General features: G+C 61.0%; 21 protein-coding genes and 1 riboswitch. Of the genes, 7 read left to right on the top strand and 14 right to left on the bottom strand.

Annotation, left to right across the window (positions count from 1 at the left end):
- Window positions 1-15 precede the first annotated feature (15 nt).
- Window positions 16-1,155 carry a branched-chain amino acid ABC transporter substrate-binding protein gene (locus C2L65_RS30260; protein WP_042309481.1) on the bottom strand — a complete coding sequence of 380 codons (1,140 nt, stop codon included), beginning with the start codon at window positions 1,153-1,155 and terminating at the stop codon, window positions 16-18.
- Between the two features lie 145 nt (window positions 1,156-1,300).
- On the opposite strand from C2L65_RS30260, the gene C2L65_RS30255 reads away from it, so the two are divergent.
- Window positions 1,301-2,224, top strand: a complete 924-nt coding sequence (locus C2L65_RS30255) for a LysR family transcriptional regulator (RefSeq protein WP_042309483.1) — start codon at window positions 1,301-1,303, stop codon at window positions 2,222-2,224.
- Window positions 2,225-2,235: 11 nt separating this feature from the next.
- Here C2L65_RS30255 and speB read toward each other — a convergent pair whose 3' ends face one another.
- Window positions 2,236-3,213: an agmatinase gene (gene speB / locus C2L65_RS30250; RefSeq protein WP_085954617.1), complete on the bottom strand. Its 978-nt coding sequence runs from the start codon at window positions 3,211-3,213 to the stop codon at window positions 2,236-2,238.
- Between the two features lie 296 nt (window positions 3,214-3,509).
- Window positions 3,510-3,600: riboswitch (glycine riboswitch) on the top strand.
- 146 nt (window positions 3,601-3,746) lie between these two features.
- Here speB and C2L65_RS30245 point away from each other — a divergent pair.
- A complete protein-coding gene (locus C2L65_RS30245) occupies window positions 3,747-5,024 on the top strand; it encodes a D-amino acid dehydrogenase (protein ID WP_042309487.1) in 1,278 nt (425 codons plus the stop codon).
- Window positions 5,025-5,167: 143 nt separating this feature from the next.
- Here C2L65_RS30245 and C2L65_RS30240 read toward each other — a convergent pair whose 3' ends face one another.
- Window positions 5,168-6,094, bottom strand: coding sequence for a LysR family transcriptional regulator (locus C2L65_RS30240; RefSeq protein WP_042309489.1), 927 nt, complete (start codon window positions 6,092-6,094; stop codon window positions 5,168-5,170).
- 130 nt (window positions 6,095-6,224) lie between these two features.
- Between C2L65_RS30240 and C2L65_RS30235 the strand changes: the two genes are divergently transcribed.
- A complete protein-coding gene (locus tag C2L65_RS30235) occupies window positions 6,225-7,157 on the top strand; it encodes a DMT family transporter (protein ID WP_042309491.1) in 933 nt (310 codons plus the stop codon).
- Window positions 7,158-7,204: 47 nt separating this feature from the next.
- Here C2L65_RS30235 and C2L65_RS30230 read toward each other — a convergent pair whose 3' ends face one another.
- The 4 genes from C2L65_RS30230 to C2L65_RS30215 form a co-directional block, all read right to left on the bottom strand.
- Window positions 7,205-7,651 carry a cupin domain-containing protein gene (locus C2L65_RS30230; protein ID WP_042309493.1) on the bottom strand — a complete coding sequence of 149 codons (447 nt, stop codon included), beginning with the start codon at window positions 7,649-7,651 and terminating at the stop codon, window positions 7,205-7,207.
- 234 nt (window positions 7,652-7,885) lie between these two features.
- A complete protein-coding gene (locus tag C2L65_RS30225) occupies window positions 7,886-9,868 on the bottom strand; it encodes an SMP-30/gluconolactonase/LRE family protein (protein WP_042309495.1) in 1,983 nt (660 codons plus the stop codon).
- Between the two features lie 424 nt (window positions 9,869-10,292).
- The gene (locus tag C2L65_RS30220) at window positions 10,293-10,634 is read right to left on the bottom strand and encodes a hypothetical protein (protein WP_042309497.1); all 342 of its coding nucleotides are present in this window, start codon (window positions 10,632-10,634) and stop codon (window positions 10,293-10,295) included.
- A gap of 204 nt (window positions 10,635-10,838) precedes the next feature.
- The gene (locus tag C2L65_RS30215) at window positions 10,839-11,189 is read right to left on the bottom strand and encodes a hypothetical protein (RefSeq protein ID WP_233446675.1); all 351 of its coding nucleotides are present in this window, start codon (window positions 11,187-11,189) and stop codon (window positions 10,839-10,841) included.
- Between the two features lie 422 nt (window positions 11,190-11,611).
- Here C2L65_RS30215 and C2L65_RS30210 point away from each other — a divergent pair, with 422 nt between their 5' ends.
- On the top strand, window positions 11,612-11,776 hold the full coding sequence (locus tag C2L65_RS30210) for a hypothetical protein (protein WP_233446674.1): 165 nt from the start codon (window positions 11,612-11,614) through the stop codon (window positions 11,774-11,776).
- Between the two features lie 183 nt (window positions 11,777-11,959).
- On the top strand, window positions 11,960-12,235 hold the full coding sequence (locus tag C2L65_RS30205) for a hypothetical protein (protein ID WP_042309585.1): 276 nt from the start codon (window positions 11,960-11,962) through the stop codon (window positions 12,233-12,235).
- 110 nt (window positions 12,236-12,345) lie between these two features.
- On the opposite strand, the gene C2L65_RS30200 is transcribed toward C2L65_RS30205, so the two are convergent.
- Both C2L65_RS30200 and C2L65_RS30195 read right to left on the bottom strand, forming a co-directional pair.
- Complete coding sequence (locus tag C2L65_RS30200) at window positions 12,346-13,266, bottom strand: PTS sugar transporter subunit IIA (protein ID WP_042309502.1); 921 nt, start codon at window positions 13,264-13,266, stop codon at window positions 12,346-12,348.
- A gap of 88 nt (window positions 13,267-13,354) precedes the next feature.
- A complete protein-coding gene (locus tag C2L65_RS30195; RefSeq protein WP_233446673.1) occupies window positions 13,355-13,507 on the bottom strand; it encodes a hypothetical protein in 153 nt (50 codons plus the stop codon).
- A 170-nt stretch (window positions 13,508-13,677) separates the two neighbouring features.
- Here C2L65_RS30195 and C2L65_RS30190 point away from each other — a divergent pair, with 170 nt between their 5' ends.
- A complete protein-coding gene (locus tag C2L65_RS30190) occupies window positions 13,678-14,406 on the top strand; it encodes a phosphonate utilization associated transcriptional regulator (RefSeq protein ID WP_042309504.1) in 729 nt (242 codons plus the stop codon).
- Between the two features lie 12 nt (window positions 14,407-14,418).
- Here the strand turns inward: C2L65_RS30190 and C2L65_RS30185 are convergent, their stop codons facing one another.
- The 5 genes from C2L65_RS30185 to C2L65_RS30165 form a co-directional block, all read right to left on the bottom strand.
- Window positions 14,419-15,807, bottom strand: coding sequence for an FAD-dependent oxidoreductase (locus C2L65_RS30185; RefSeq protein WP_042309507.1), 1,389 nt, complete (start codon window positions 15,805-15,807; stop codon window positions 14,419-14,421).
- 96 nt (window positions 15,808-15,903) lie between these two features.
- The gene (locus C2L65_RS30180; RefSeq protein WP_081921071.1) at window positions 15,904-17,034 is read right to left on the bottom strand and encodes a 2-aminoethylphosphonate--pyruvate transaminase; all 1,131 of its coding nucleotides are present in this window, start codon (window positions 17,032-17,034) and stop codon (window positions 15,904-15,906) included.
- A 33-nt stretch (window positions 17,035-17,067) separates the two neighbouring features.
- Window positions 17,068-18,795: a putative 2-aminoethylphosphonate ABC transporter permease subunit gene (locus C2L65_RS30175; RefSeq protein WP_042309511.1), complete on the bottom strand. Its 1,728-nt coding sequence runs from the start codon at window positions 18,793-18,795 to the stop codon at window positions 17,068-17,070.
- Window positions 18,792-19,883 (bottom strand): putative 2-aminoethylphosphonate ABC transporter ATP-binding protein, encoded by a 1,092-nt coding sequence (locus tag C2L65_RS30170; protein WP_042309513.1) that lies wholly within the window; start codon window positions 19,881-19,883, stop codon window positions 18,792-18,794. Before C2L65_RS30170 ends, C2L65_RS30175 begins: the two co-directional genes overlap by 4 nt.
- Window positions 19,884-19,998: 115 nt before the next feature.
- Entirely contained in the window at window positions 19,999-20,991 is a 993-nt protein-coding gene (locus C2L65_RS30165) for a putative 2-aminoethylphosphonate ABC transporter substrate-binding protein (protein WP_427910214.1), read from the bottom strand.
- 278 nt (window positions 20,992-21,269) lie between these two features.
- On the opposite strand from C2L65_RS30165, the gene phnA reads away from it, so the two are divergent.
- Window positions 21,270-22,505 (top strand): phosphonoacetate hydrolase, encoded by a 1,236-nt coding sequence (phnA, locus tag C2L65_RS30160; RefSeq protein WP_042309514.1) that lies wholly within the window; start codon window positions 21,270-21,272, stop codon window positions 22,503-22,505.
- The last annotated feature ends 7 nt before the right edge of the window (window positions 22,506-22,512 follow it).

Genomic DNA, 22,512 nt, shown 5'->3' with positions numbered 1-22,512 from the left:
AGCGCCCGCTTCGATCTAGGGCTGTGAAGATGCCAGCGGCGTCGGCTCACCGTTTCGATAGGTATAAATGGTGATTGGCGAGTCCTTCAGATCGCGGTTCTGGTCAAATCGATAGTGCCCTGAAACCCCTTGAAAATCGATGCCGGCGAGTGCCGCACGATACTGTGCCGGCTCGATGGCATTGGCCTTCTGCATGGCCCGCGCGACGATGTTCATGCCGTCGTATAACGCAGCGCTGTAGGTCAATGGGTCCGTATGGAAGCGCTGCTTGTAATCCGCCTTGAACTGCCGCCCTTCCTGCGTCTGCTCGAGAACGGGACCACCTTGCGGACAATACACGCCGGCATCGACCGTGTCTCCGCCGACTTTCGCCAGTTCGGCATTGCACATGGCATCGCCGCCAAGCAGGTAACCGTTCATCGCGAGGCGTTTCATCTGTTTGCGCAGCGCCCCGGCTTGCGCGTAATAGCCGCCGTAGAAAATGCCTTCCGCGTTCGCGCCTTTGATGTGTGTGAGAATCGAGACGAAATCGGTCGCTTTGTCGGTCGTGTATTCGCGATCCACAATCTCGATGCCGTTGGCTTTGGCTGCCTCGATAAATTCGTCGGCGAGACCCTGGCCGTATGCTGTCCGGTCGTCGATCACCGCGATCCGCTTGATCTTCAACTTCCGGGCCGCAAATTCGCCCATGCGGCTGCCAAGCTGCGTGTCGCTGGCGGAGATGCGAAACACGAACGGATAGCCGTGTTGCGTGATCGACGGGTTCGAAGCGACGGTCGCCATCACGATTCCCGCGACATTCACCAGGCTTGAAATCGGAATCGCGACGCCCGAATTGAAAGGCCCAAAGATGACCTTCACGTTGTCGTCGACGAGGCGCTGCGCCACTGTCATACCGGTACGCGGATCGGCGGCATCATCTTGCGAGACCAGTTCGAAGCGGGTCTTCCGGCCGCCGATCACTAGCCCCTGGGCATTCAGACGCTCGATCGCCATCCTGACACCGTTTTCGTCGTCCTTGCCAATGGCGGCCTGCGGGCCGGTCAGGGGTCCCGTCAAGCCGATTTTCACCACCTGCTCCTCCGTCGCCGCGTGCGCCGACACCATGCCCAAAGCGACTGCCGTCAACCATGCACCTGCGTTCAATTTTTTCATCGCGCTCTCCTCACATCGGTAAGTATCAAGTCGCCCTGCCTCCGCAGGCAGTTGACAACAATTCTGTGTAGCCAAATTCCCCAATAAAATGCACCATTGATGAAACACATTTCGGTAATTTCCGAAGTAACCGAGGGACCGCACGATGCAAGTTCAGGACACAGATCTCAAGCTGTTGCGGATCTTCGAAACCATCGTCCGTTGCGGCGGCTTCGCAGCAGCGCAACCTATTCTCAACATTGGCGCATCGAGCATCAGCGAATACATGTCGCAGCTGGAGACACGCCTCGGACTACGACTGTGTGAGCGCGGACGCGCGGGTTTCCGGCTTACAGACGAAGGGGCGGAGCTGCACGCCGCCGCACAGCGTCTGCTCGGTGCGGTCGATACGTTTCAGATGGAAGCAGGTACGTTGCGCAATCAGCTTTCCGGTGTTTTGCGCTTCGGCATGATCGAAGCAACGTTGACCGACAAATACTCGCCGCTGCCGACAGCGATCCGGGAGTTCGGCCAGATGGCGCCCGACGTCCGTCTGCATGTGCAGATCGACACACCTGGCAGCATGGAGCAGCACGTGCTGGACGGGCGCCTGCATCTGGCCGTGGGGCCATTCCCCGCGCAGATTCCCGGTCTCGACTACTTGCCACTTTATAGAGAGGAGCAGGGGCTCTACTGCGCATCGACCCACTCGTTATACGAGCGGGCGGGCGGCCGTGTCCCGCTGTCGGTAATTGGCAAACAACGCCTCGCTGCGCGTGCTTACCTCGGCAGCCAGGAGCTCAAGCTGCTGCACATGGCACAGGCCGCGGCCTCGGTCGACAACGTCGAAGGCCGCGCGATGCTCATCCTGTCGGGCAACTATGTGGGCTTTCTGCCGCCTCACTATGCGCAGCCTTGGGTCGACAGTGGACTACTGGCGCGCATCGATCCCGAGCACTATGTGACACATCTGGACTTTCAGATCATCACGCGCAAAGGCGCCGAATCGGCGCGAGTCGTGCAGGCTTTTTGCAATCAGCTGCGAGCGGCGGCCAGGAAAGTCAACCGCGCCGCACGCAGTAGCAAATAGCTAAAGAGAACTTAACGGGAAAGGTGTCGTTTGACTTTGCGCTGATGCATCACGCGGCCAATCGTATTCAGCAGCAGTTGCGCCGCCAGGATCGACGTCGAGCCCGAATGATCGTAGTCAGGTGCGACTTCCACGAGGTCGATGCCGATCACGTCACCCTGCTCAGCAAGGCCAGCGAAGAGTTCGAGTCCTTCGTAATACAGCAGGCCGCCGTGGCTCGGCGTGCCCGTGCCGGGCGCGATCGACGGATCGAAGCCATCGATATCGATGGTCAGGTAATAGCGCACGCCCTTCGGGATTCGGTCCAGGACGCCCTGGATGCCGAGGCGTCGAAGGTCGCGCACCGAGATAATGTCCGAGCCCATCTCGCGTGCCTGGGCATAGCCCTCGCGCGCAGTAGACGACACGTTGCGGATGCCGATTTGCGTCATGCCCGATACCACGCTTTTTTCCGCCGCGCGCCGCAGCGGATTACCGTGGCCATGGCGCACACCATGGCGCTCGTCGACGAAATCGAGGTGGGCGTCGATATGGACGATGTGAAACGGCTCCTGACCTTCGAACGCATTGATGCACGGAATGTTTATCGAGTGATCGCCTCCCATCACCACCGGCAATGCGCCCGCCGCCAGGATCTTGCGCACGCCGTACTCGATGTTGGCGTGACTCTTCTCCGTGTTGGTATGCACCATGTCCGCATCACCGATATCAACAATGCGAACTTCGTTGCTGGGCAAATACACGACGTCGTCTTCGAAGTCGTACGCGCCGCCGTGTCCGAATGAGAACAGCGTCGACGCATCCCGGATCGAGCGCGGACCGAACCTTGCACCCGCCCGCCACTGCGTACCGCAGTCGAAAGGAGCGCCCATCACTGCGACATCCGCATCGATTTTGTCCCAGTCAAGACACAGCGGAGACTTCGCGAACGTGCAGATTCCAACAAAGGGCAAATTGAGCCGACCGGTTTCGTAGCTGTTTTCAGACATGATATGGCACTCGTCCTGTTGATCGTTCAGATAGGTGCGGCGCACCAGGCGCCCTCGTCACCGCCGCAGCGTCGTCCGTTGTGACAGGCAGGCGGTGCATCTGGAACGGAGTCTAGACAAACAAATTCGACGGAAAAATGCCTAAAATCAGAAACACACTTCGGGAAAATCCGAAGCATTTCCGGGCACATCCAGATCGCGATAGAGCCGCTATGCACCCGAGCGGGAAGTTGACTGCCGTCTATTTGAAAAGACTTGATGTCGCTTCTTTGAGGTAGTAGTCTTGCGCTGTTCTACAACGAAGCACGGGAGAGATCGTCCATCCGCGACGACGCCGACGGAGCAACCGCCCCGGAAACTCTCAGGCAAAAGGACCGTGCAGCGAGAACATCTGGAGAGCGGCGCATGCGCGCCCACCGAAGGGGAGCTATTACCGTAACCGGTATTAGCGAAACTCTCAGGTACATGGACAGATGGGGCATTGACGCCGGTAATCATCGGCCGGCGATGCTCAACTAACACTGGACCATGTCATGTCCCATATTGCCATCATTGGCGCCGGAATTACGGGCGTCACCACTGCTTACGCCCTCGCCCGTCGCGGTTACCGCGTCACCGTTCTCGAACGTCATCGCTATGCGGCAATGGAAACGTCATTTGCCAACGGCGGACAACTATCGGCCAGCAACGCTGAGGTGTGGAACAGCCGCTCCACCGTGCTGAAAGGCCTGCGTTGGATGTTTAGCCGCGACGCTCCGCTTCTCATGAATCCGAGACCGAGTTGGCACAAGTACAGCTGGATCGGCGAGTTCCTGCGCCAGATTCCGAACTATCGCAGCAACACGATCGAAACGGTGCGGCTAGCCATCGCTGCACGTGAGCACATGTTCTCGATCGCGGAGCGGGAGCACATCGATTTCGACCTCGAACGACGTGGCATCTTGCATTTCTATGCGACCCGCAAGGAGTTCGACGCCGCGACAAAGGTCAATGCATTGCTACGAGAAGGCGGTCTTGAGCGGCGCCCGGTGACACCCGACGAGATCCGCGCCCTTGAGCCGGCGCTTCATGGGCAGTTCCACGGCGGATTCTTCACCGAGTCGGATTCGACCGGCGACATTCACAAGTTCACACGTGGGCTTGCTGAAGCCTGCGTGCGTTTGGGTGTCGAGTTCCGCTACGACACGAGCGTGCAGTCCATTTCCGAGGTCGCAGAGGGTGAATTGAGGGTTGCTTTCACGCACGAAAATCAGACTGATACGGAAAGCTTCGACCGGGTAGTGATTTGTGCGGGTGTCGGAAGTCGTGCGCTAGCCGCGTATGTGGGAGATCACGTGAACGTCTATCCGGTGAAGGGTTATTCGATCACGGTGTGCCTCGATGACGCAAAAAGCCAGCACGCCGCGCCTTGGGTCAGCCTGCTCGACGACAAAGCCAAGATTGTCACGAGCCGTCTCGGTGTCGATCGCTTCCGTGTTGCTGGAACGGCTGAGTTGAACGGCCTGAACCGTGACATCCGTTCGGATCGGATCCAGCCACTCGTCAATTGGACACGCGCGCATTTTCCGGACATGTCGACGGCGCGCATTATTCCGTGGGCTGGCCTGCGCCCCATGCTGCCAGGCATGCTGCCCAAAGTGGGCGCCGGTCGCCGACGCAACATTTTCTACAACACTGGACACGGGCATTTGGGGTGGACCCTCTCAGCAGCGACTGCGGAAGCTGTTGCAGAACTCGTGGCCGGTAGTATGCCTAACTTAATGAGCGTCAAGCCCGCGAGAAAGCGAACAGGCCTGCCGGTCAACGTCTGATAAGCGTTTTCAGCCGACAGCACAGGCCCCGCGCGACGCGGGGTCTCGAGTTTTTAAGAGGTCGCCCATTCCGGCTAACCAACCCATCCCGTTCGAGTCTCCCGCACCGCGTCGCGCTCAAACATGACATGGCGCGAGACAGATCACTCATCCACAGCGTCATGCAGGTGGTTTGCGAGGTAGTCGATCAGCGCTCGCACCTTCGACGGAAGGAAGCGGTTAGGCGGATACAGCAGCCAGACGGGACCCATGTAAGAACGCGCCTCGAATTCCCAGTCGACGAGCACCTGAACAAGGCTGCCTTGCTGTAGCGCCTCTGCAGCAGCGAAGTCGGGCAAGCCCGCAATGCCCAGATCCTGCAACGCAGCCTCAAGGCGGGCGCCCGCATGATTGGCGATATAGCGCCCTCTGACTTCCAGCGACTGCGTCTCGGTGCCGCGCCGGAAATGCCATCGATTGTCGTCAACCGTTTCCCCGAGATACAGGCATTCGTGCCGGCTGAGATCGCGTGGCGCGACGGGCGTCCCGCGCACTTTGAGATAAGCGGGCGACGCGCATAGCAGCCATTTCACGGTGCCGAGCCGCCGGGCGGCCAGGCCCAACGGAGGCGAACGGGTCAGGCGGATCACCATATCGACGTCATCACGCAGCGGATCGACTTCGCGGTCGGCGAAGATCAACTGGACATCCACGTCCGGCAAGCTACGCAGAAATCCCGGGATCAGCGGATGGATGACGGACTTGGCGAATGCAACCGGTGCGCTGACGCTGACCTTGCCACGCGGCTCGCCGACCACTTGTCCCGCGACATCGACGGCACCCGACGCCGCGCCTACCATGTCGCGGCAATACCGGTAGACCTGCGCGCCCGAATCCGTGACCCGGACGCTGCGCGTCGACCGCTCCAGCAAGCGCGTGCCAAGCGCTTCTTCAAGGCGCTTGATCTGCCGGCTTACCGTCGACGGCGTGCTGCCCAGCTGGCGCGCGGCCTCCGAGAAGTTGCCTGCGTCGACGACGCGGGCAAAAGTCGCCATGTCCGGTAACAACGCAAAAAGCTCATTGGGATTCATTTGTCGTACACACACCCGCCGAACGCATCTGTGCATCGGCGACATAAAAGATGTTCCGCTAGACACGATTATAGTTTTGTACGCAATACTCGACAATCTGGACTGTTCGAATAGAGATTGAAGGTCCGCCATGTCGAAACAAAAGCGCTTGCTCTGGATCTCCGACCTGATGCTGCTCGCGGTCGCGATGGTGTGGGGCACAAGCTATGGGGTCGCGAAAGGCGCGCTCGCGTTCTATCCCGTGCTGGGGCTGTTGGCGCTGCGCTTTGGGCTGACGTTTGTGGTGCTGTCGCCCGCGTTGCGTTCGCTCCGGCGGGCGAAGGCGTCCGAACTGATCGGCACGCTCGGCACGGGTGTGCTACTGCTCAGCATCCTGTTGGCCGAGACATTTGGAATATCGTTGACCCGTGCTTCGAACGCAGCGTTCCTCATCAGTTTGTGTGTCGTGCTCACGCCGCTCGTCGAATGGGCGCTGCTGCGTAGAAAGCCGTCGCACGTCGAGCGTATTGCCGTCGTAGTGTCGTTGGCCGGCGCCATGTTGGTGAGTGGCGGCGTGTTCATTCCGACTGCAGGCGATGCGCTGATTCTTCTGGCTGCGCTGCTCCGCGCGCTGATGATGTGCGTGACGAGGCGCGTGATGCACGACTCGACGCTCGCTCCGTTGTCGGTGACGGCGGTTCAGGCAGGCACCGTCGCGTTCGGCAGTGTCATCGCGGCGCTGGTGTGTCCGTCGCAGCCGTGGCCTGCTCTGCCGACGTTAGCTGGGCATGGCAGCTTCTGGATGAGCATCGGCTATCTGGTGGCTGCGTGTACGCTGTTCGCATTCTTCGCGCAGAACTTTGCCGTCAAGCGCAGTAGCCCAACGCGCGTGGCGTTGCTGATGGGCAGCGAACCGGCGTTTGGCGCGCTGTTCGCGTATGCGTGGCTCGGGGAGCACCTGTCTGTCTGGGGATGGGCCGGAGGTGGGTTGATGGTATTTGCCTCGGTGCTTGCGACAGTGCGTTGGCAAAGGCGTGACAGCACCTCGGTCGACATGCATCCGGTGATTTCGAATGAGGCTTGAAGAGGCAGAGGTTGTTGGCCGCCCCCTGAACGCCCAACACCCAGGTTTCATTGGGGCGGTGGCGCTGGCACCAATCCGTACCTGGACATGACATCGATAAGCTTCGAGCGGTCGGGCGGCCCGCCAGCGCTTACGATTGCTCCGACATCACGAAAATACTGAGCACCTACGTCCGGTGTCAGGACGATCAGTGCGCGGGCCGTGCCATTGTGCGGGTTGCTGAAGTGATGAACCGACCCGCGTGGGGTAAACATCCATTCGCCCGGTACCAGGTCGCGGACTACCCCGTCGACCGAGTACCGAAGCATGCCCTCCAGCACATAGACGCATTCTTCGTTACGTGTGTGGCTATGTGGCGGCGGGACTTGAGCGCCGGGAGCCACGGTCAATTCGAAAACGCCCATCCCGCCCGTGGCAGTTCCATCAATCAGATACTGAATGCTCAATTGACCAATGTTGATGGGTTCGATCGGAGCCGCGCCGCCAGGTGTCATTTTCGAACTCCTTCGGATTAAGGATACTCGTCAGTCCGCCAGCATTGCAGGTTGGGGCGTGCCGCTTGCGGCGCGTCCGCCGACCGAACGGAACGCAATTCATCTCGGATTATGCGCCTCTCAAGAACGCATTTTGTCCGGGAGCGGCGACTGGCCGCTATTGGCCCGAACCCTGCCCACTCACGCATCGATGCATCGATCCGCCAGTTCGGTCGCTGCGGCCCGCGTGCATCGTCAATTCACGCTGAATGGTGACACCATCATCGTCCTGGTCGCACTCACGCCAGTCCCGCTCGACGCAGGCGGCGTCCAGCGATACAGCACAATGCTCGCGTCGTTGTAGTTGTCCTTCGTCACTTCATATTCGCCGTTCGAACGCCGATACGCCCGAAGTCCATACATCGAATCCACGTCGTTGCCCACATCGACTGTGTTTGGATTGCTATTGACGAGCGTGATATCGAGGTTCCCCGTCGTGAGGTTGAACGCATCGATATTCGGCACGGTATGGACGTAGCCCACAAAAAGATAATTCCCGGCTGCCACAACCGATTTTGGATTGGCGCTAGCAAGGTTGATCACCGGATTCGGCGCAGTCCTGTTGCCGGCCAGCCAGCCGTGATACACCTCGACACGCGATCCGATCGCGGTCCAATCCGTGCTGCCGGTGATCCCCGTGAGAATCATCGTGTCGCTTTCGGGCAGGTACATGATGCGCGTCAGTTGCCCGATCGTCGCCGGAATCGGCATCGTGATCGCGGCACCCCACAGCGGTTTTCCGTTCGCGTCGAAGCCGTTCAGCGGGTAGTGTGAAATCGCGTTGGTCTTGTCGAGGCCAGCCCAGATATCGCCCTTGCTATCCAGGCAGAAGCCGTTGCGGACTTTTGCCGTCGTACCGAACGACGTTCCCGGCAGCGTGCTATCGGGAATCGCAATGTACCCGCTTGCCCGATTGAAATGGAAAAAGTAAAAGGTATCGGGATTCTGGCTCGCTGCGACGAGTATCCGATGTCCGCCCACGCTGACGACCTGAGCGAAATGTTCGCCGCGTTCGTGGTCGGCGAGATTGATGCGCGGATCGGAGGGGTAGGTGAACGGATCGATCGTGTTGGCAACGTAGGCGCCTCCCGGGGTGCCCGCATAGATGTTCATACCGCCGTAGAAGATCGCCCCGTCGGTGGCGGGGTCCGGTGCGGCGTTGCCTTCAAAGTTCACCGACTGGAGCTGCCAGCGCAACACTCCCGTGCCATCGTAGGCGTGGATGTCGGTGCCGCCGTTGCGGCCGAGATCCCACGATCCGCCCCACGGGTTGTTCAGCACGTAGAGATTGCGCGCAGAATCCCTGCCGATGCCGGTAACGCGCGTGAACCGCCTGTCGCCCACCTGCCCCTTGATCCCCGTGACCGTATTGAGGAATCCGCCTTGAACACCAAACGTACCGGCAACATACGGTGTACTGGAGACGTCATAGATCTTGATGTTCATGTCCGGCCCCTCGTCGCCGATCCATAGCTGCCCGGTGAGCGAGTCAAAATACAGCGAAGAGGGTTGTGCTTTTGCCGCCAGCTGGATGGTCTTTCCGCGTTCACCCGTCGGGCTGAACTGGATCACCGTACCCATGCTCTGTTGCGCGACCCAGATGTTGCCGCCCGCGTCCACCGCGAGCGCGCCCGGCCCTGCCACGCCGATATCGCGCAGCCAGACACCCGACGTCGTAAACACGCGTACGCGGTTGCCTGGGAAATCGCTCGCGTAGAGCAGCGAGCCCGACGTCGCGAGTCCGGTGACGACATCCGCGAGGTGTTCGGTGGTCGTGTCGCTTACCGTGATCAGCAGGTCGCGCGTGCGGCTTCCCCGGTCGTATCGGCCAACCTTGCCGCTTCCGTACGTGGTGTTGAACTGCAGCGCAGCGAACAGCGAGGTCGAGTTGCCGGTGATCGCGCCGCCCTGAAACTCGCCGTGCGCCCCGATCGAGCCGATGTTCCGTCCGTTCTGATAGATCGCGATGCCGCCCTCGTCCTCGTCCCACATTGAGGCCGTATAGATCACCCCTTCGGATGCCACCCACATCGAGCGAGCCACATTGCCTACCCGAGTCGTCGCCGTGCCATGTGTGTTGGCCATCCAGCTGGTGGAGTATTGGGCTTCGCAAACGGATGCAGCCGCTACGTTCAGCATGACCGCGACTAACGCGGTACAGAGTCGTTTGAATACCATGAGGGATGTTTGTTCGATCGCACGCCGTGCAGTACGGGCGTCCATAGCGCGGTGTTGCCAACCCTGGCAAACTTGCAGTCCGAACCCTCACGATTCGAGCCCGTACGTCGCGGGCGACGTGGCGCGTCGAAATGGTGTGGGATATCGTCTGAGTTAACGGCGAAGCGCGACTCGAGTTGAGCGATTTTTCAACTGGACCATGATGACGAGGCCGCGAGCCGGGCTTTGCTTATCGTTATCGGTCGGGCGCTCGGTGAATTCTGGGCGGCGTAGTCAAGTTTGAGGTTTGTACGTGTCGTTCCAAACATCATTGGCAGTCACGGCGAAGGCCGACGGAAGGTTTGCGTCGTCAGCGCGCCTGAGATGTGCATCTCACGATATGTCTGCGTTGCGCCGCGCGTCGTAGTGCAGCGCGGCAATGCGGCTAGCGCAAGGCGGCGGAATTCAGTTCGACGTGCAAGATGACGAGCCAGCGTTTGGGACAATCAGCGGCGATCTGCAAGCCATCGCGGCTCTCGCCTTCCGCGCGGACATAACCGTTGGTCTGCGCGAGTGCAAATGCACGGCGCGCATCGGACTGGAGCCATAGCGTCAGCAGCCCGCACGTCACGCAACTGAACAGCGTCACTGCCTGGTTGTCCAGACCGAGATCCAGCGTCTGCGCCAGATATTCGAAGATGTTCGTCAGGAACAGGTTCACTGCGATCGCGATGAACATCACCTTGCTCATCCCCCTGAAAAACATTGCTGCCTTGGTGCGGGTCATTGCTTTCCTCTGGCTTCGCCAAACCCGCGAAGTGTAGGGTTCGTCGTTGAAGCGCCGCAAGAAAAAATGTCGTAAAGAGCGGCAGAAAGACGCTCCCATTTGTAGCGCCAGTCAAACCTGATCCGCTCTTGCTCACCGCGATCTGGCTCGTCGGCAAGCACCTGAGGAAACATCGGAACTTGGTTGCACACGCGAGTGCGTATGTCAGTTCTCGCGACCAGTCTGCGCGGCTCGCGCCGGATCGGTCTCCGACGCCGCAAGCCCGCCTTCGAGTTCGATATGAAGTACGACCAGCCAGCGTCTGGGACAGTCCTGCCGGATCCACACCGTGCGGCCGCCACGTATCAACGCGGAACTCAGAAAACCTGCGTCGCGTGCGTGAAGCCATGCGTGCTTCGCGTCCGAGCGGATCCAGGTACTGAGAATCGCGCACAGCAGAAAACTGAAAAGCGTCGTCAGGCCGAACGCAATGTCGGGATGATTCTCGTGCGCGAGAAACGCGAAGCTGGCCGTCAGAATCTGGTTGACCAGCACGACAAGGACAATGATCTTCACCAGTGCTCTTGTACGCGGTGCCCGTCGATGTCGACTTCTCGTGGGCTGGATTCGCATGGGATGTTCCTCTTGTGTCAAAGCCATCACGCGGTCTTGTGCCGCTGTTCGACGCAGTCGATCCTTCCGGACGAAGGCATCGTGCCGTGCCGGTTCGGGTCACTCTCAGCGGACTGCAAAGCCAATCGGCGAAATCGTAACGAGCCGCTTCTAAAATCCGCGTAAAGACACCTGACGCGGCTTATAAAAATCGTATGTTGAACGCGTGCTCGCATACGCTGAATTAACGCCGCGCACCCATGGTTTTATAAATTCGTTACACGGCAAGTAGCAGAATCTCAACGTTAAAGAAAGCGAGGTCGTGCATGCTTCGGTTGAGATTTCGTCAATACACAAGTACAGCAGAAACCGTCGCGGAAGCGACCGTGGATAGAAGCGTCATCGCAGGCCGTCAAATCCAGCACCGCTGGTGCGTCGGACTGGCAATCGCCGCTGGCGTTCTCGGACTCCTGGCGATCAGCCTGGGCTTTGCTACGTTCGGAATCTCGGTCTATATCGCAGCGATTCTGCCGTTCGCGTTCTTTTCGTAGACGGTTGACGCAAGCGCTTGCAGGAATACGCCAGGTGGTCGGGGGCGGCAACGGCACGAAGTGCATGAATCGTGCATACACCGGACGTGCTTCTGCGAGCGCTTGCGACAGCGTTGCGCTACTTGCGACGAGCGCGTCTGGATCGTGCCGGATCTTCCGTATCCCTTGCTATCGGACAGAATCGTGTTGGACAAAGATCGAACCAAGACCCATTTCACCGCACCCACCCTCACTACCGACTCGTCGGTGTGGTTTTCCGCGTACGGTTTCGGATGGGGATACTGCGCCTTCGCGCTGCCTGCCGAAGTGATGTGCGAGGGACTGGGTGCGGCGGACCAGACGCCAAGACAGCTGGTGCTCGCATTCGAGCTCGGTAAACACCATCTTCGGAAAGCGATCGCCGAGAAGCAATTGCCACGTACAGGCGAGCGGATTACGCTCTGCGCCGCCGATCTCTAACGCCGCGCTTCTGCGAAGCATCAACTATTCACGGGTGCATGGCCTGAAAACGGTCGCTTGCGTGACTTCCTCGAGACCATTCGCAATCGCGCTCGGCCGAAACGGTTTCACTACAGTCGATGATCTGTCGCCCGCGCTGCACCCGTTACGCCACGCTCCGCAGCATCTTGCACCTCGAAATCGGCAAAAAGCCCGCATACGGCGTGAGGGTCTGCGCAGGCGTGAAGCCGCTCGCGAAACCGTTGATCGCAAAAGCGCTCAGCGACCTCGGCAAGCAGGTGAAGGTGCGTCATGTTCGCCCACTCCGGCACGAACAGCACGACCAGGTCGGTCACGGGCCTGCCGTCCGGCGCATCGAATGGAATCGGCGTGCGCGGCCGCACGTATAGCGCCAGCGCCTGCTGCAGCCCCTTGATATGGCCATGAGGCACGGCAACCCCCTGGCCAAGCGCCGTCGAACCCAATGCTTCGCGCGCAGCCAGCCCGGCCGTGACGGAGGCTGCCTCCAACCCGTAGTGTTGTTCGATGAATTGCGCAAGGCGTGCGAAAAGCGCTTCGCGATCGGCAACCGCCAGATCGAGCAGAACGTGGTCCTCGGTGAGCAGATGAGCGATCGTGTCTTCGCCCGTGGCCAGGTCCTTGTGCCGCCCATACGCATCGGCAAGCGGCGGCTCGGCATCATGCATGAGCTTGCTCCACGCGTCGGTGGGCGCGTCCGGCACCTCCAGCAACTGCCCAATTTCGGCAGTCGGCGCGAAACGCGTCACGCGCTGCATCGCGTCCTTCAATGCCGATCTCGGCAAGTAGAGTATCAGCCGAACGCGATCCGTTCCGTGCAGCGGCGTCATGCGAATCGTCCACGACTGCCCGGCGCAATCGCGGATCAGCGCCTGGCGCAACGGCGTCGCATGCTGCGCATCGAGTGTGATGCGCATGATGACATCGCGGCCCGTGGCGGGTGGTGCAGCGCGATGCGGTGCTGCGTGCCTCAGGCCGAAGAGGGCTTTCAGGTCTGGCAGGGCGTGTTTCATGTTGTCCCTTGATGCATGCGTTCCCGTTTCGCTCCGGGTTTCAGCAGCGGTTATGCAGGCTGTCCATAACAGCGGCGCAAATCGAGGTTCACCTCGAGCACATTGACGAACGGATCGCCGGCGAGCCGAACGGTGCGTGCTCGTTATCACGCAATAATGCGCCGATTTCCGCGCGCACGGCATCGGGGTCGCGTTTCGTGTCCTTCACCCACACTGCCGCGACGTGATCGAGCTGATACATCGCGTTCGCCAGCGTGATATGCGGGTCCAGGCCCGAGCCGGACGGCCCACCGGTGTGAATCGTGTTTATTCTGAAGGTGTTCTCCCACGGTTACTGTTGACAATAAACAAAACGCACCGCAATGTTTGCGCAGATGATATGTGACCGCTGACACTCCGGGATCGATCTCCATGACCGACAACAACAACCTGCCCGATGCCTTCGAACTCCTGCGTCGACAATCCCTTGCGATGCTCGTGCAGGAAAGTCTTCACCGCAGCATCCTGTCGGGCGAGTTCGCGCCCGGCGAAAAGCTCAATGAAGTCGAAATCGCCACGCGCCTGGGTGTCTCGCGTGGCCCCGTGCGCGAAGCGTTTCGCGCGCTGGAGGCGTCCGGCCTGCTGAAGACGGAAAAGAACCGCGGCGTGATCGTACGTGTCGTGTCGCTGCGGGAAGCGGAAGAGATTTATGAAGTACGCGCGATGCTCGACGAATCGGTCGCACGGAAGCTGGCGAATCACATGCGGCCAGACACGCTCGCCACGTTGAAGGGCATCATCACTGCGATGAAAACGGCGAAGAAAACCCGCGATCTCGCACGCTACACCGAGCTGAACGTTCAGTTGCACGGTGCGATGGTCGAAGGCGTCGGCAATCAGCATCTCGTTGCGACGTACCGCCAGCTTGTACTGCAACTCGGCTTGTTGCGCCAGGCGGCGATCGAAACGGATCAAAGCGCGTTGAGCGAATCCGTCGCCGAGCACGAGAAGATCGTCAACGCGCTCGCAAGCGGCGATGAAGAGCGCGCGGTCGCGCTTGTGCGCGAGCATGTCGCGCACGGTATCGCCAGGATGCGGCGCGCGCATGAGCGCTGGATCGAAGCCGCCAGTTCTAATGGGGCATCCGTCGCGGAGGCGTAGAACTACACCCGACTACGCCTTGTCCGATTTACCCGCCGCGCTCGCAAACCGGCTCAACCATCGGTCGACCAGCCACGGCTGCCTGTCCTCGTCCTCGGCGCGCTCCTTGCGGCGAATCGCGTTGCGCACGGTGATCGAACCGACATACCGTACCGGCTCCGGCGGAAAGTGACCCAGCGGTCCACGCATCAACGGGCTGCGTGTCCAGGCGTTGTCGAGTCCCAGCACCAGCGAAGACAGAATCTGTCCGCCCATGTAAGTCGGCCCTACGCCGTTGCCTGAGTAGCCGAATCCATAGAACACATTGGGTGCGTCGTCGAGCCTGCCGAAGAACGGAAAGCCCGTCACCGATCGATCCGAAGGGCCGTTCCAGCTCGCAGTCACGGGCACCTCACGCAACGCGGGAAAGAACGCGTGCAGACCGCGTGTCAACTCGGCTTCATACGGCGAGCGCTGATCGAATACGGGCGCGATCCGGCCGCGCCATGCGAACGTGTTGCCGCCCTTGCCCAGCATCAACCGCCCGTCAGGCGTGCTGCGGTAGTAGTAGACGAAGATGCGCGAATCGAGCACCGACACGCCATTCGTGAGACCGCTGCGCGCCAGCAGTTCGGGGCACTTCTCCGTGACGATCATGTCGCTGGAGACGATTGCGAGCGTGCGCTCGAATTGCCTGAAGCGGCTCGCCATCCACGCATTGATGGCGAGCACGAGCTTGCCGGCCGTTACGCTTCCCGACGGCGTGCGTACCGTCACACGTTCACCGCCTGAAAAGTCGAGCATCGGCGTGCGTTCGTAGATCCGTATGCCCATCTCGAGCGCGACCCGCCGCAAGCCGCGCACGAGTTTGCCCGGATGCACCGTCGCCGCCGTAGGAGAAAACACGCCGCCCAGATTGCGCGCCGAGCCGGAACGGCGCGCCACCTCATCCGGTGAAACGTAATGATACGAATGGATGCCGTGATCGCGCAGCGCGGCGATGACGGGGTCCAGCGCGCCCATCTGCGCGCGCGATGTCGCCGTATAGAGCGTGCCGTCCATACGCAGTTCGGCATCGATACGATGCGCCGCGCAGAAATCGCGGATGCGGTGAACGGCGTCTTCGGATGCCTTCACGAGGCGCAGCGCTTCCACTTCACCGAACAGGCGCCGCAACGTGAAGAACTTCGTGGACCACGTGAGCATGCAGCCGCCGTTGCGGCCGCTGGCGCCCGCGCCGCAAAGGTCGCTTTCAACGATTGCGATGTCGATGTCGGGCTTTTGCAGCTTTGCCTGAATGGCTGTCCACAGTCCCGTATAGCCGCCACCGACGATACACACGTCAGCCGTGGTCGCGCCTTGCAAGGCAGGTGACAATTCGCCATCGGAGAAAAGCGCCTGTTCGATCCAGAAGGGTCGCATGTTTGCTCGCAGAATAGGTTTGCCGGAACCCACGCCGATGCTCCGAAGACCTCGCGCCTATGACACCGCGCGAAGTCTTCGAAACGGTCAGTCAAGTCATGCAAGTGCTTTCGGCGACACTTGCGAGATTCCCATTGCCTTCAGCGTGTCCGCGATTGCCGCAACCGCGCCGGGAATACCTGCCTCGCCGAAATGCCCGATGCACCCGACGCGGAACGTTTCGATCTGCGTCAGCTTGCCGGGATACAGGATGTAGCCGCGTTTCTTCACTTCCTGATAGAAGGTTTTGAAGTCGTAGGCGGGATCGTCGGGTGCATGGAACGTCACGATGATCGGCGCCTGAATCGACGGGTCGAGAAACGGCCTGAACCCCAGTTCCGCCATCCCGTCGATCAGCGCGCGGCAGTTGCGCGTATAACGTGCGCCCCGCGCTTCGAGACCGCCCTCCTCGACGTACTGAGCGATGGCCTGATCGAGCGCTGCGACGACATGCGTCGGCGGCGTAAAGCGCCATTGCGTCGTACGGTTCATGTAGGCCCATTGATCGTAGAGATCCATCGCGAGCGAATGGCTGTTGCCTTCACAGCGTTCGAGCGTGCTGCGCCGGGCGATCACGAATCCCATGCCGGGCACGCCTTCCAGGCACTTGCCTGACGCCGCGACGACGGCATCGAACGGCGTCTGGCGTGCGTCGATATCGATCGCACCGAACGAACTCATCGCGTCGACGATCAGGCTGCGCCCGTGCTTCGCCACCACCATCGCGATCTCGTGCAGCGGATTGAGCACGCCCGCGCCCGTTTCGCAGTGGACCAGCGCGACGTGCGTGATGCTCGGGTCCGCCGCGAGCGCGCGGTCGATAGCGGCCGGTTTGACTTGCCTGTCTTCCGGATAGTCGATGCTCTGATGACGCCGCCCGAGCGCGCGGCAGATCTTCACGATGCGCTGACAATACGCGCCATTGTTCGGCACCAGCACATGACCGTCGCGCGGAACGAGCGTGCCGATAGCCGCTTCGACCGAGAACGTGCCGCTGCCCTGCAAGGGCACGCACTCATGCGTGTCTTCGCCATGCACGATGCGCAGCGTCTCACGGCGAATCCGCGCGGTGATCTGGTTGAAGTCGCCATCCCACGATCCCCAGTCGCGCAGCATGGCGTCGCGCGTGCGGTCAGACGTGGTGAGCGGACCGGGAGTGAGCAAAATCGGTTGACGGGGCAGATTCACGGCATCTCCTTGATGGACACGATGAAGGTTCATTCAGCCACGGCGCGTGGTGCGCCATGCCTGGGTTCGACGCAACACGCCGTGCGAAACGGCGGCAAACATCAGGCACGCAAATGCAGCGGTAACGAGGACGAGCGTCGCCATCGCGGCGGCCGGTCCGATCTGACCTGCGTCATCGAGGTTCAGGATCGCGACCGATGCGGGCTGAGTGTCGGGTGAATAGAGGAACGCGACAGCCGATACCGTCGTCATGCCGTTGACGAACAGATAGCGTGCGATCTGCAGGATCGACGGCAGGCATACGGGCACGGTGACGCGCCAGAAGGTCTTGTAGAAAGGCACTTTCAGCGAAGCGGACACAGCCTCGAATTCGTTGTCGATCTGCCGCAGCGCGGTCACTGCCGTCAGGTGACTCGACGAGTAGTAGTGGACCACCGTCACTATGGCGAGCAACGCGAGCGTGCCGTACAGACCGTTGAGCGGATTGGCAGGCGCGTTGAACAGAAAGATGTAGCTGATGCCGAGCACGAGCCCCGGCACGCCCATCGGCAGGATCGCGCAGAGGTTGATGAAGCCGCGCAGCCAGCGCGGCCCGCGCGTTTTCTCGACGAGATACGCGCCGCCGAACACGATCGCCGTGCCGCCGAGCGCCACGCATGCCGCCATCTGCAGGCTGTTCTTGTACGCATCGAAAATGCCGGCGGCGATCAGGCCCATCTTGTAGTGCTGCAAGCCGAGGCTCATTTGATACGGCCAGAACTTCACGAACGATGCAAACACCGAAATGCCGACCACGGCGATCATCAACAGACAGACGATCCCGCAGTACGCCAGCATCGCCATATCGAAGCCGCGCGACGGCTTCGGCTGGAACGGCGTCGAACGCGCGCCGAGTTGCGACTGCTGCTTGCGGCGAATGAAGTAATCGACGGCGAATGCAACCAGCGCGGGACACAGCAGAAGCAAGCTGACCACGGCGCTGCGATTGAAGTCCTGCAAGCCGATGATGAGCTTGTAGATATCCGTGGACAGCACCGTGTACGGCCCGCCGATCACAACAGGAACCCCGAAATCGTTGATGCAGATCGTGAACGACACCATCGTCGCGCTGATGAGGCCGTACTTCGCGCCCGGCAGCGTGATCGTCACGAACTTGCGCAGACGGCTCGTGCCCATTGCATCGGCGGCTTCATACAGGCGTCCGTCCGAGAGCGACAAGGCCGTGACGAGAATCATCAGCACATGAGGAAACGCAGCGTAGACGAGACTGCACACGATGCCGGAGAAACCGTAGATCGAATGTCCGTGCAACAGCGGTTTAAGAAGCCCCGAATTGCCGAACCAGTAGATGAACGACACCGCCGACAGCAGCGTGGGTGCGAGCAGTGGCAGCAAGGCCACCGTGCGGACGGCGTTCTTCATCGGCATGCACGAACGCGTGAGCGCGTAGGCGAACGTGAACGCCATCGGAATGACGATCGAGGTCACCGTACACGCGACGGCCACCGAATGCAGCGCCGACGTCCAGACGGCCGAATTGGCCAGATAGCCGCTGAAGTTCGCGAGTCCAATAAACCGTCCATCCGCATCGACGAAACATTTGCCGATCACGAGCGCGAGCGGCATCAGCAGAAACATGGCGAGCATCGCGGACATCAGCAGCAGCGCAAGCTGCGCGATCCTGTCATGCCAATGCGTGATTTGCCGCACTTCGGCGTGTGCTTCCTCGCCGCTGCGGCGTTCGATCAGAACGGCGCTCATTGCAGACGCTCCTTCGCGGCCGTGAACACGCAGACGTTTTCGCGTTGAATGGCAAGATCGAAGCGCGCGCCCGCTTGCAGGCCCGTACGGTGCATCTCATGGAACGACAGGTCGGCGACGATCTCCTGCCCCGCGAGCCCTTCGACCTTGAAACTGACGCGGCAGAAAGCGCCGAGAAACTCGAGCTTTTCCACCCGCGCGGCCAGCAGGTTGTCCGGCGCGCTGCCGGGCACGCTGATATGAATGTCTTCCGGGCGCACAAAGGCCGAGACCTGCGAACCCGGCGCGGGCTGCGCGCTTCCACAGCCGTAGTGCAGCCCGATCTCGCCCGCTTTCAGCGTGCCGTCGCGCATCACTTCGGCGGGAATCATGTTGACCTTGCCGATGAAATCCGCGACGAACGGCGACGCGGGCTCGCGATAGATCTCGTGCGGCGAGCCGATCTGCTCGATCACGCCATGATTCATCACGACGATGCGGTCAGCCATCGACAGTGCTTCTTCCTGGTCGTGCGTGACCATGATCGTCGTGACGCCGAGCCGTTGCTGCAACTGCCGGATCTCCTGGCGCAGGCGCACACGCACACGCGCATCGAGCGCCGATAGCGGTTCGTCGAGCAACAGCAAGCCCGGCGACGTCGCCAGCGCCCGCGCGAGCGCAATGCGCTGCTGCTGGCCGCCCGACAACTGGTTCGGATGCTTGCGATGCGAATCCGGCAAGCCCACCAGCGCAAGCAGTTCGTGTACGCGCTCCGCGATCGCCGCGCGCTTCATCTTGCGATTCACGAGGCCATACGCGACGTTGTCGAAGATCGTCAGATTCGGAAACAGCGCATACGACTGGAACACGATGCCGTAGTCGCGCAACTGCGGCGGCAAGCGCGAGATATCACGGCCGTCCTGCATGATGCGCCCCGCGCTCTGCATTTCGAGCCCGGCGATAATGCGCAGCAAAGTCGTCTTTCCGCACCCCGACGGCCCCAGGAAACACAGCATCTCGCCCTTCTTCACGCCGAGATGGATATCGTTCAGAACGGTCGTCTCGTTGAACCGCTTGGAAACCTGCTCCACGCTCAAATACGCTGTCATCTGATCCTCCGACTTCGCTACTCTTTCCGCATCGCGGCAGCGCGCTCGACATGCGGCACGCTGCCCGCCCCGATCGAAGCGCACGCATCGCGCGCGCTTCACGCGAGACCCGTCGCTACTTCTGCTCCTTGCTGCCGTAGCGCTTCTGCCAGTCTTCGAGAATCGACTGGCGGTTCTTCGCGGACCAGACGAAGTCGTTCTTCACGAGCAGTTGCGGATAGTTGTCAGGAATGCCCGACAGTTTCTTTGCGACACCCGGATAGGCGACGATCGCCCACCATTGCGCGGTGATTTCGTTCGCCTGCCGGCTGGCCATGAAGTCGGCGAGCTTCTTCGCTTCTTCGGGATGCTTCGTCGTCTTCATGACGCCCGTCGCTTCCATGTCCCAGCCGAGACCCTCTTTCGGAAAGATCAGGTCGATAGGCGCGCCTTGCGCCTGCAAGTCATGGCCACGGAATTCGAATGAGATGCCGATCGGAAATTCGCCCGTGCCCGCCAGCGTGCAAGGCTTCGAGCCGGAGTGAACGTATTGCGCGACGTTCTTGTCGAGCGCGTCCATGTACTGCCAGCCTTTCTCGTCGCCGAAGGTTTGCAACCACGACGTCACGTCGAGATAGCCCGTGCCCGACGACACCGGGCTCGGCATCACGATCATCCCTTTGTAGATTGGCTTGGCGAGGTCTTCCCACGAAGTCGGCTTCGGCAGATGGCGCTTTTCCGCTTCGACGCGGTTGTAGCAAATGGTCGCGCCCCACACATCCATCCCGACCCAATGCGGCGGATTGTTGCTGTCGCTGTACTTGCGCGTCAGGGCGTCGAAGTCTTTCGGCTGATAGGGCATCAGCATGCCTTGCAGGTCGAGCAGCGTGAGGCTCGACGCGGCAAGTCCAAGCACGACGTCGGCGCGCGGGTTGCTCTTTTCGGCGAGCAGCTTGGCCGTGACCGCGCCCGTGGAATCGCGCACCCAGCGGATCTCGATGTCCGGATTCGCCTTCTCGAAGGCGTCCTTGTACGGCTTCATCGCTTCGTCTTCAAGCGCCGTGTAGACCAGCAATTGCGTCTTCGCCTGTGCGGCCTGTGCAGCGCCGAACATCACCGACGCCGCCATCACACAGCGCGCCGCCACCTTCAGAAATCCCTTGCAACCGTTGAATCCCGCTCCTTCCTTCATTTCAGACCCCTTGATGAGTGGCGTCGCGGCCAGCGACGGAAACGGCCAGAACTGCGACATGCGGCTTCGACTACTGCGGCCCCGGGGAGACTTCTTTCTTGTTGTCTGTTGTTGACAATCTACAAAGTGTCAATTTTAATGTCAAGTATTGCCGCACAATGCCACACAACGCCACATCATCAATTCCCGGATTACCCTGGTCAAAGGAGAAGCGAATGAGCACATCCCCTGCATCCGTCGAAGTGAACGGCCGCCGCTACAACTGGATGCGCAGGCCCGTCGTCGTGGTCTGTGTGGACGGCTGCGCCTACGAATATCTGGAGATGGCCGCCGCGGCGGGCGTCGCGCCCTTCATCGGCAAGCTGTTGAAACCGGCCACCGCGCTCAAGGGCGACTGTGTGGTGCCGAGCTTTACGAACCCGAACAACCTGTCGATCGTGACGGGCGTGCCGCCTGCCGTGCATGGCATCAGCGGCAATTACTTTTTCGATCGCGAGAGCGGCACCGAGGTGCTGATGAACGATCCGAAATACCTCGTCGCGCCAACCGTGCTCGCGCGTTTCGCGGAGGCGGGCGCGAAGGTTGCCGTCGTCACCGCTAAGGACAAGCTGCGCCGCCTGCTCGGCAAGGGCCTGAAGGGCATCTGCTTTTCATCGGAGAAAGCGGATGAGGCTTCGCTCGAAGAAAACGGCATCGACGACGTGCTCGAACTCGTCGGCAAGCCGGTGCCGAGCGTCTATAGCGCCGAGCTGTCGGAGTTCGTGTTCGCGGCGGGCGTGCGCCTGCTGGAAACACGCGAGATCGATCTGATGTACCTGTCGACCACCGACTACGTGCAGCACAAATGCGCGCCCGGCACGCCCGGCGCGAACGCCTTCTATCAGATGATGGACGGCTATCTGCAACGGCTCGACGAACTGGGCGCCATCGTCGCGATCACGGCCGACCACGGCATGAACGCGAAACACAATGAAGACGGCAAGCCGAACGTGATCTATCTGCAGGAGCGCTTCGACGAATGGCTCGGCAAGGACCAGGCGCGCGTGATCCTGCCCATCACCGATCCCTACGTCGTGCATCACGGCGCGCTCGGTTCGTTCGCGACGGTGTACCTGCCCGAATCGGCGGATATCGATGCATTGCGCAGCAGGCTCGCCGCCGAACCCGGCATCGAACTCGTGCTGAACAGCGAAGAAGGCTGCGCGCGGTTCGAGCTGCCGCCCGCGCGGATGGGCGACCTGATCGTGATTTCCAGGCGCGACGTCGTGCTCGGCACGCAGCGCATCCGGCACGACCTGTCGGGGCTCGACGCGCCGCTGCGCTCGCACGGCGGCCTCGCCGAGCAAAGCGTGCCGCTGATCTTCAGCCAGCCCGTCGCGAAGTCCGCCGCGCAACGCGCGCGGCTGCGCAACTTCGACGTCATCGATATCGCACTCAACCATCTCCAGTGACGAGGAC

The organism is Paraburkholderia terrae (genome assembly GCF_002902925.1).
In the GTDB taxonomy this organism is placed as follows: domain Bacteria; phylum Pseudomonadota; class Gammaproteobacteria; order Burkholderiales; family Burkholderiaceae; genus Paraburkholderia; species Paraburkholderia terrae.
The sequence above is the reverse complement of the archived record's forward strand: the minus strand, read 5'-3'. Positions and strand labels throughout refer to the sequence as shown.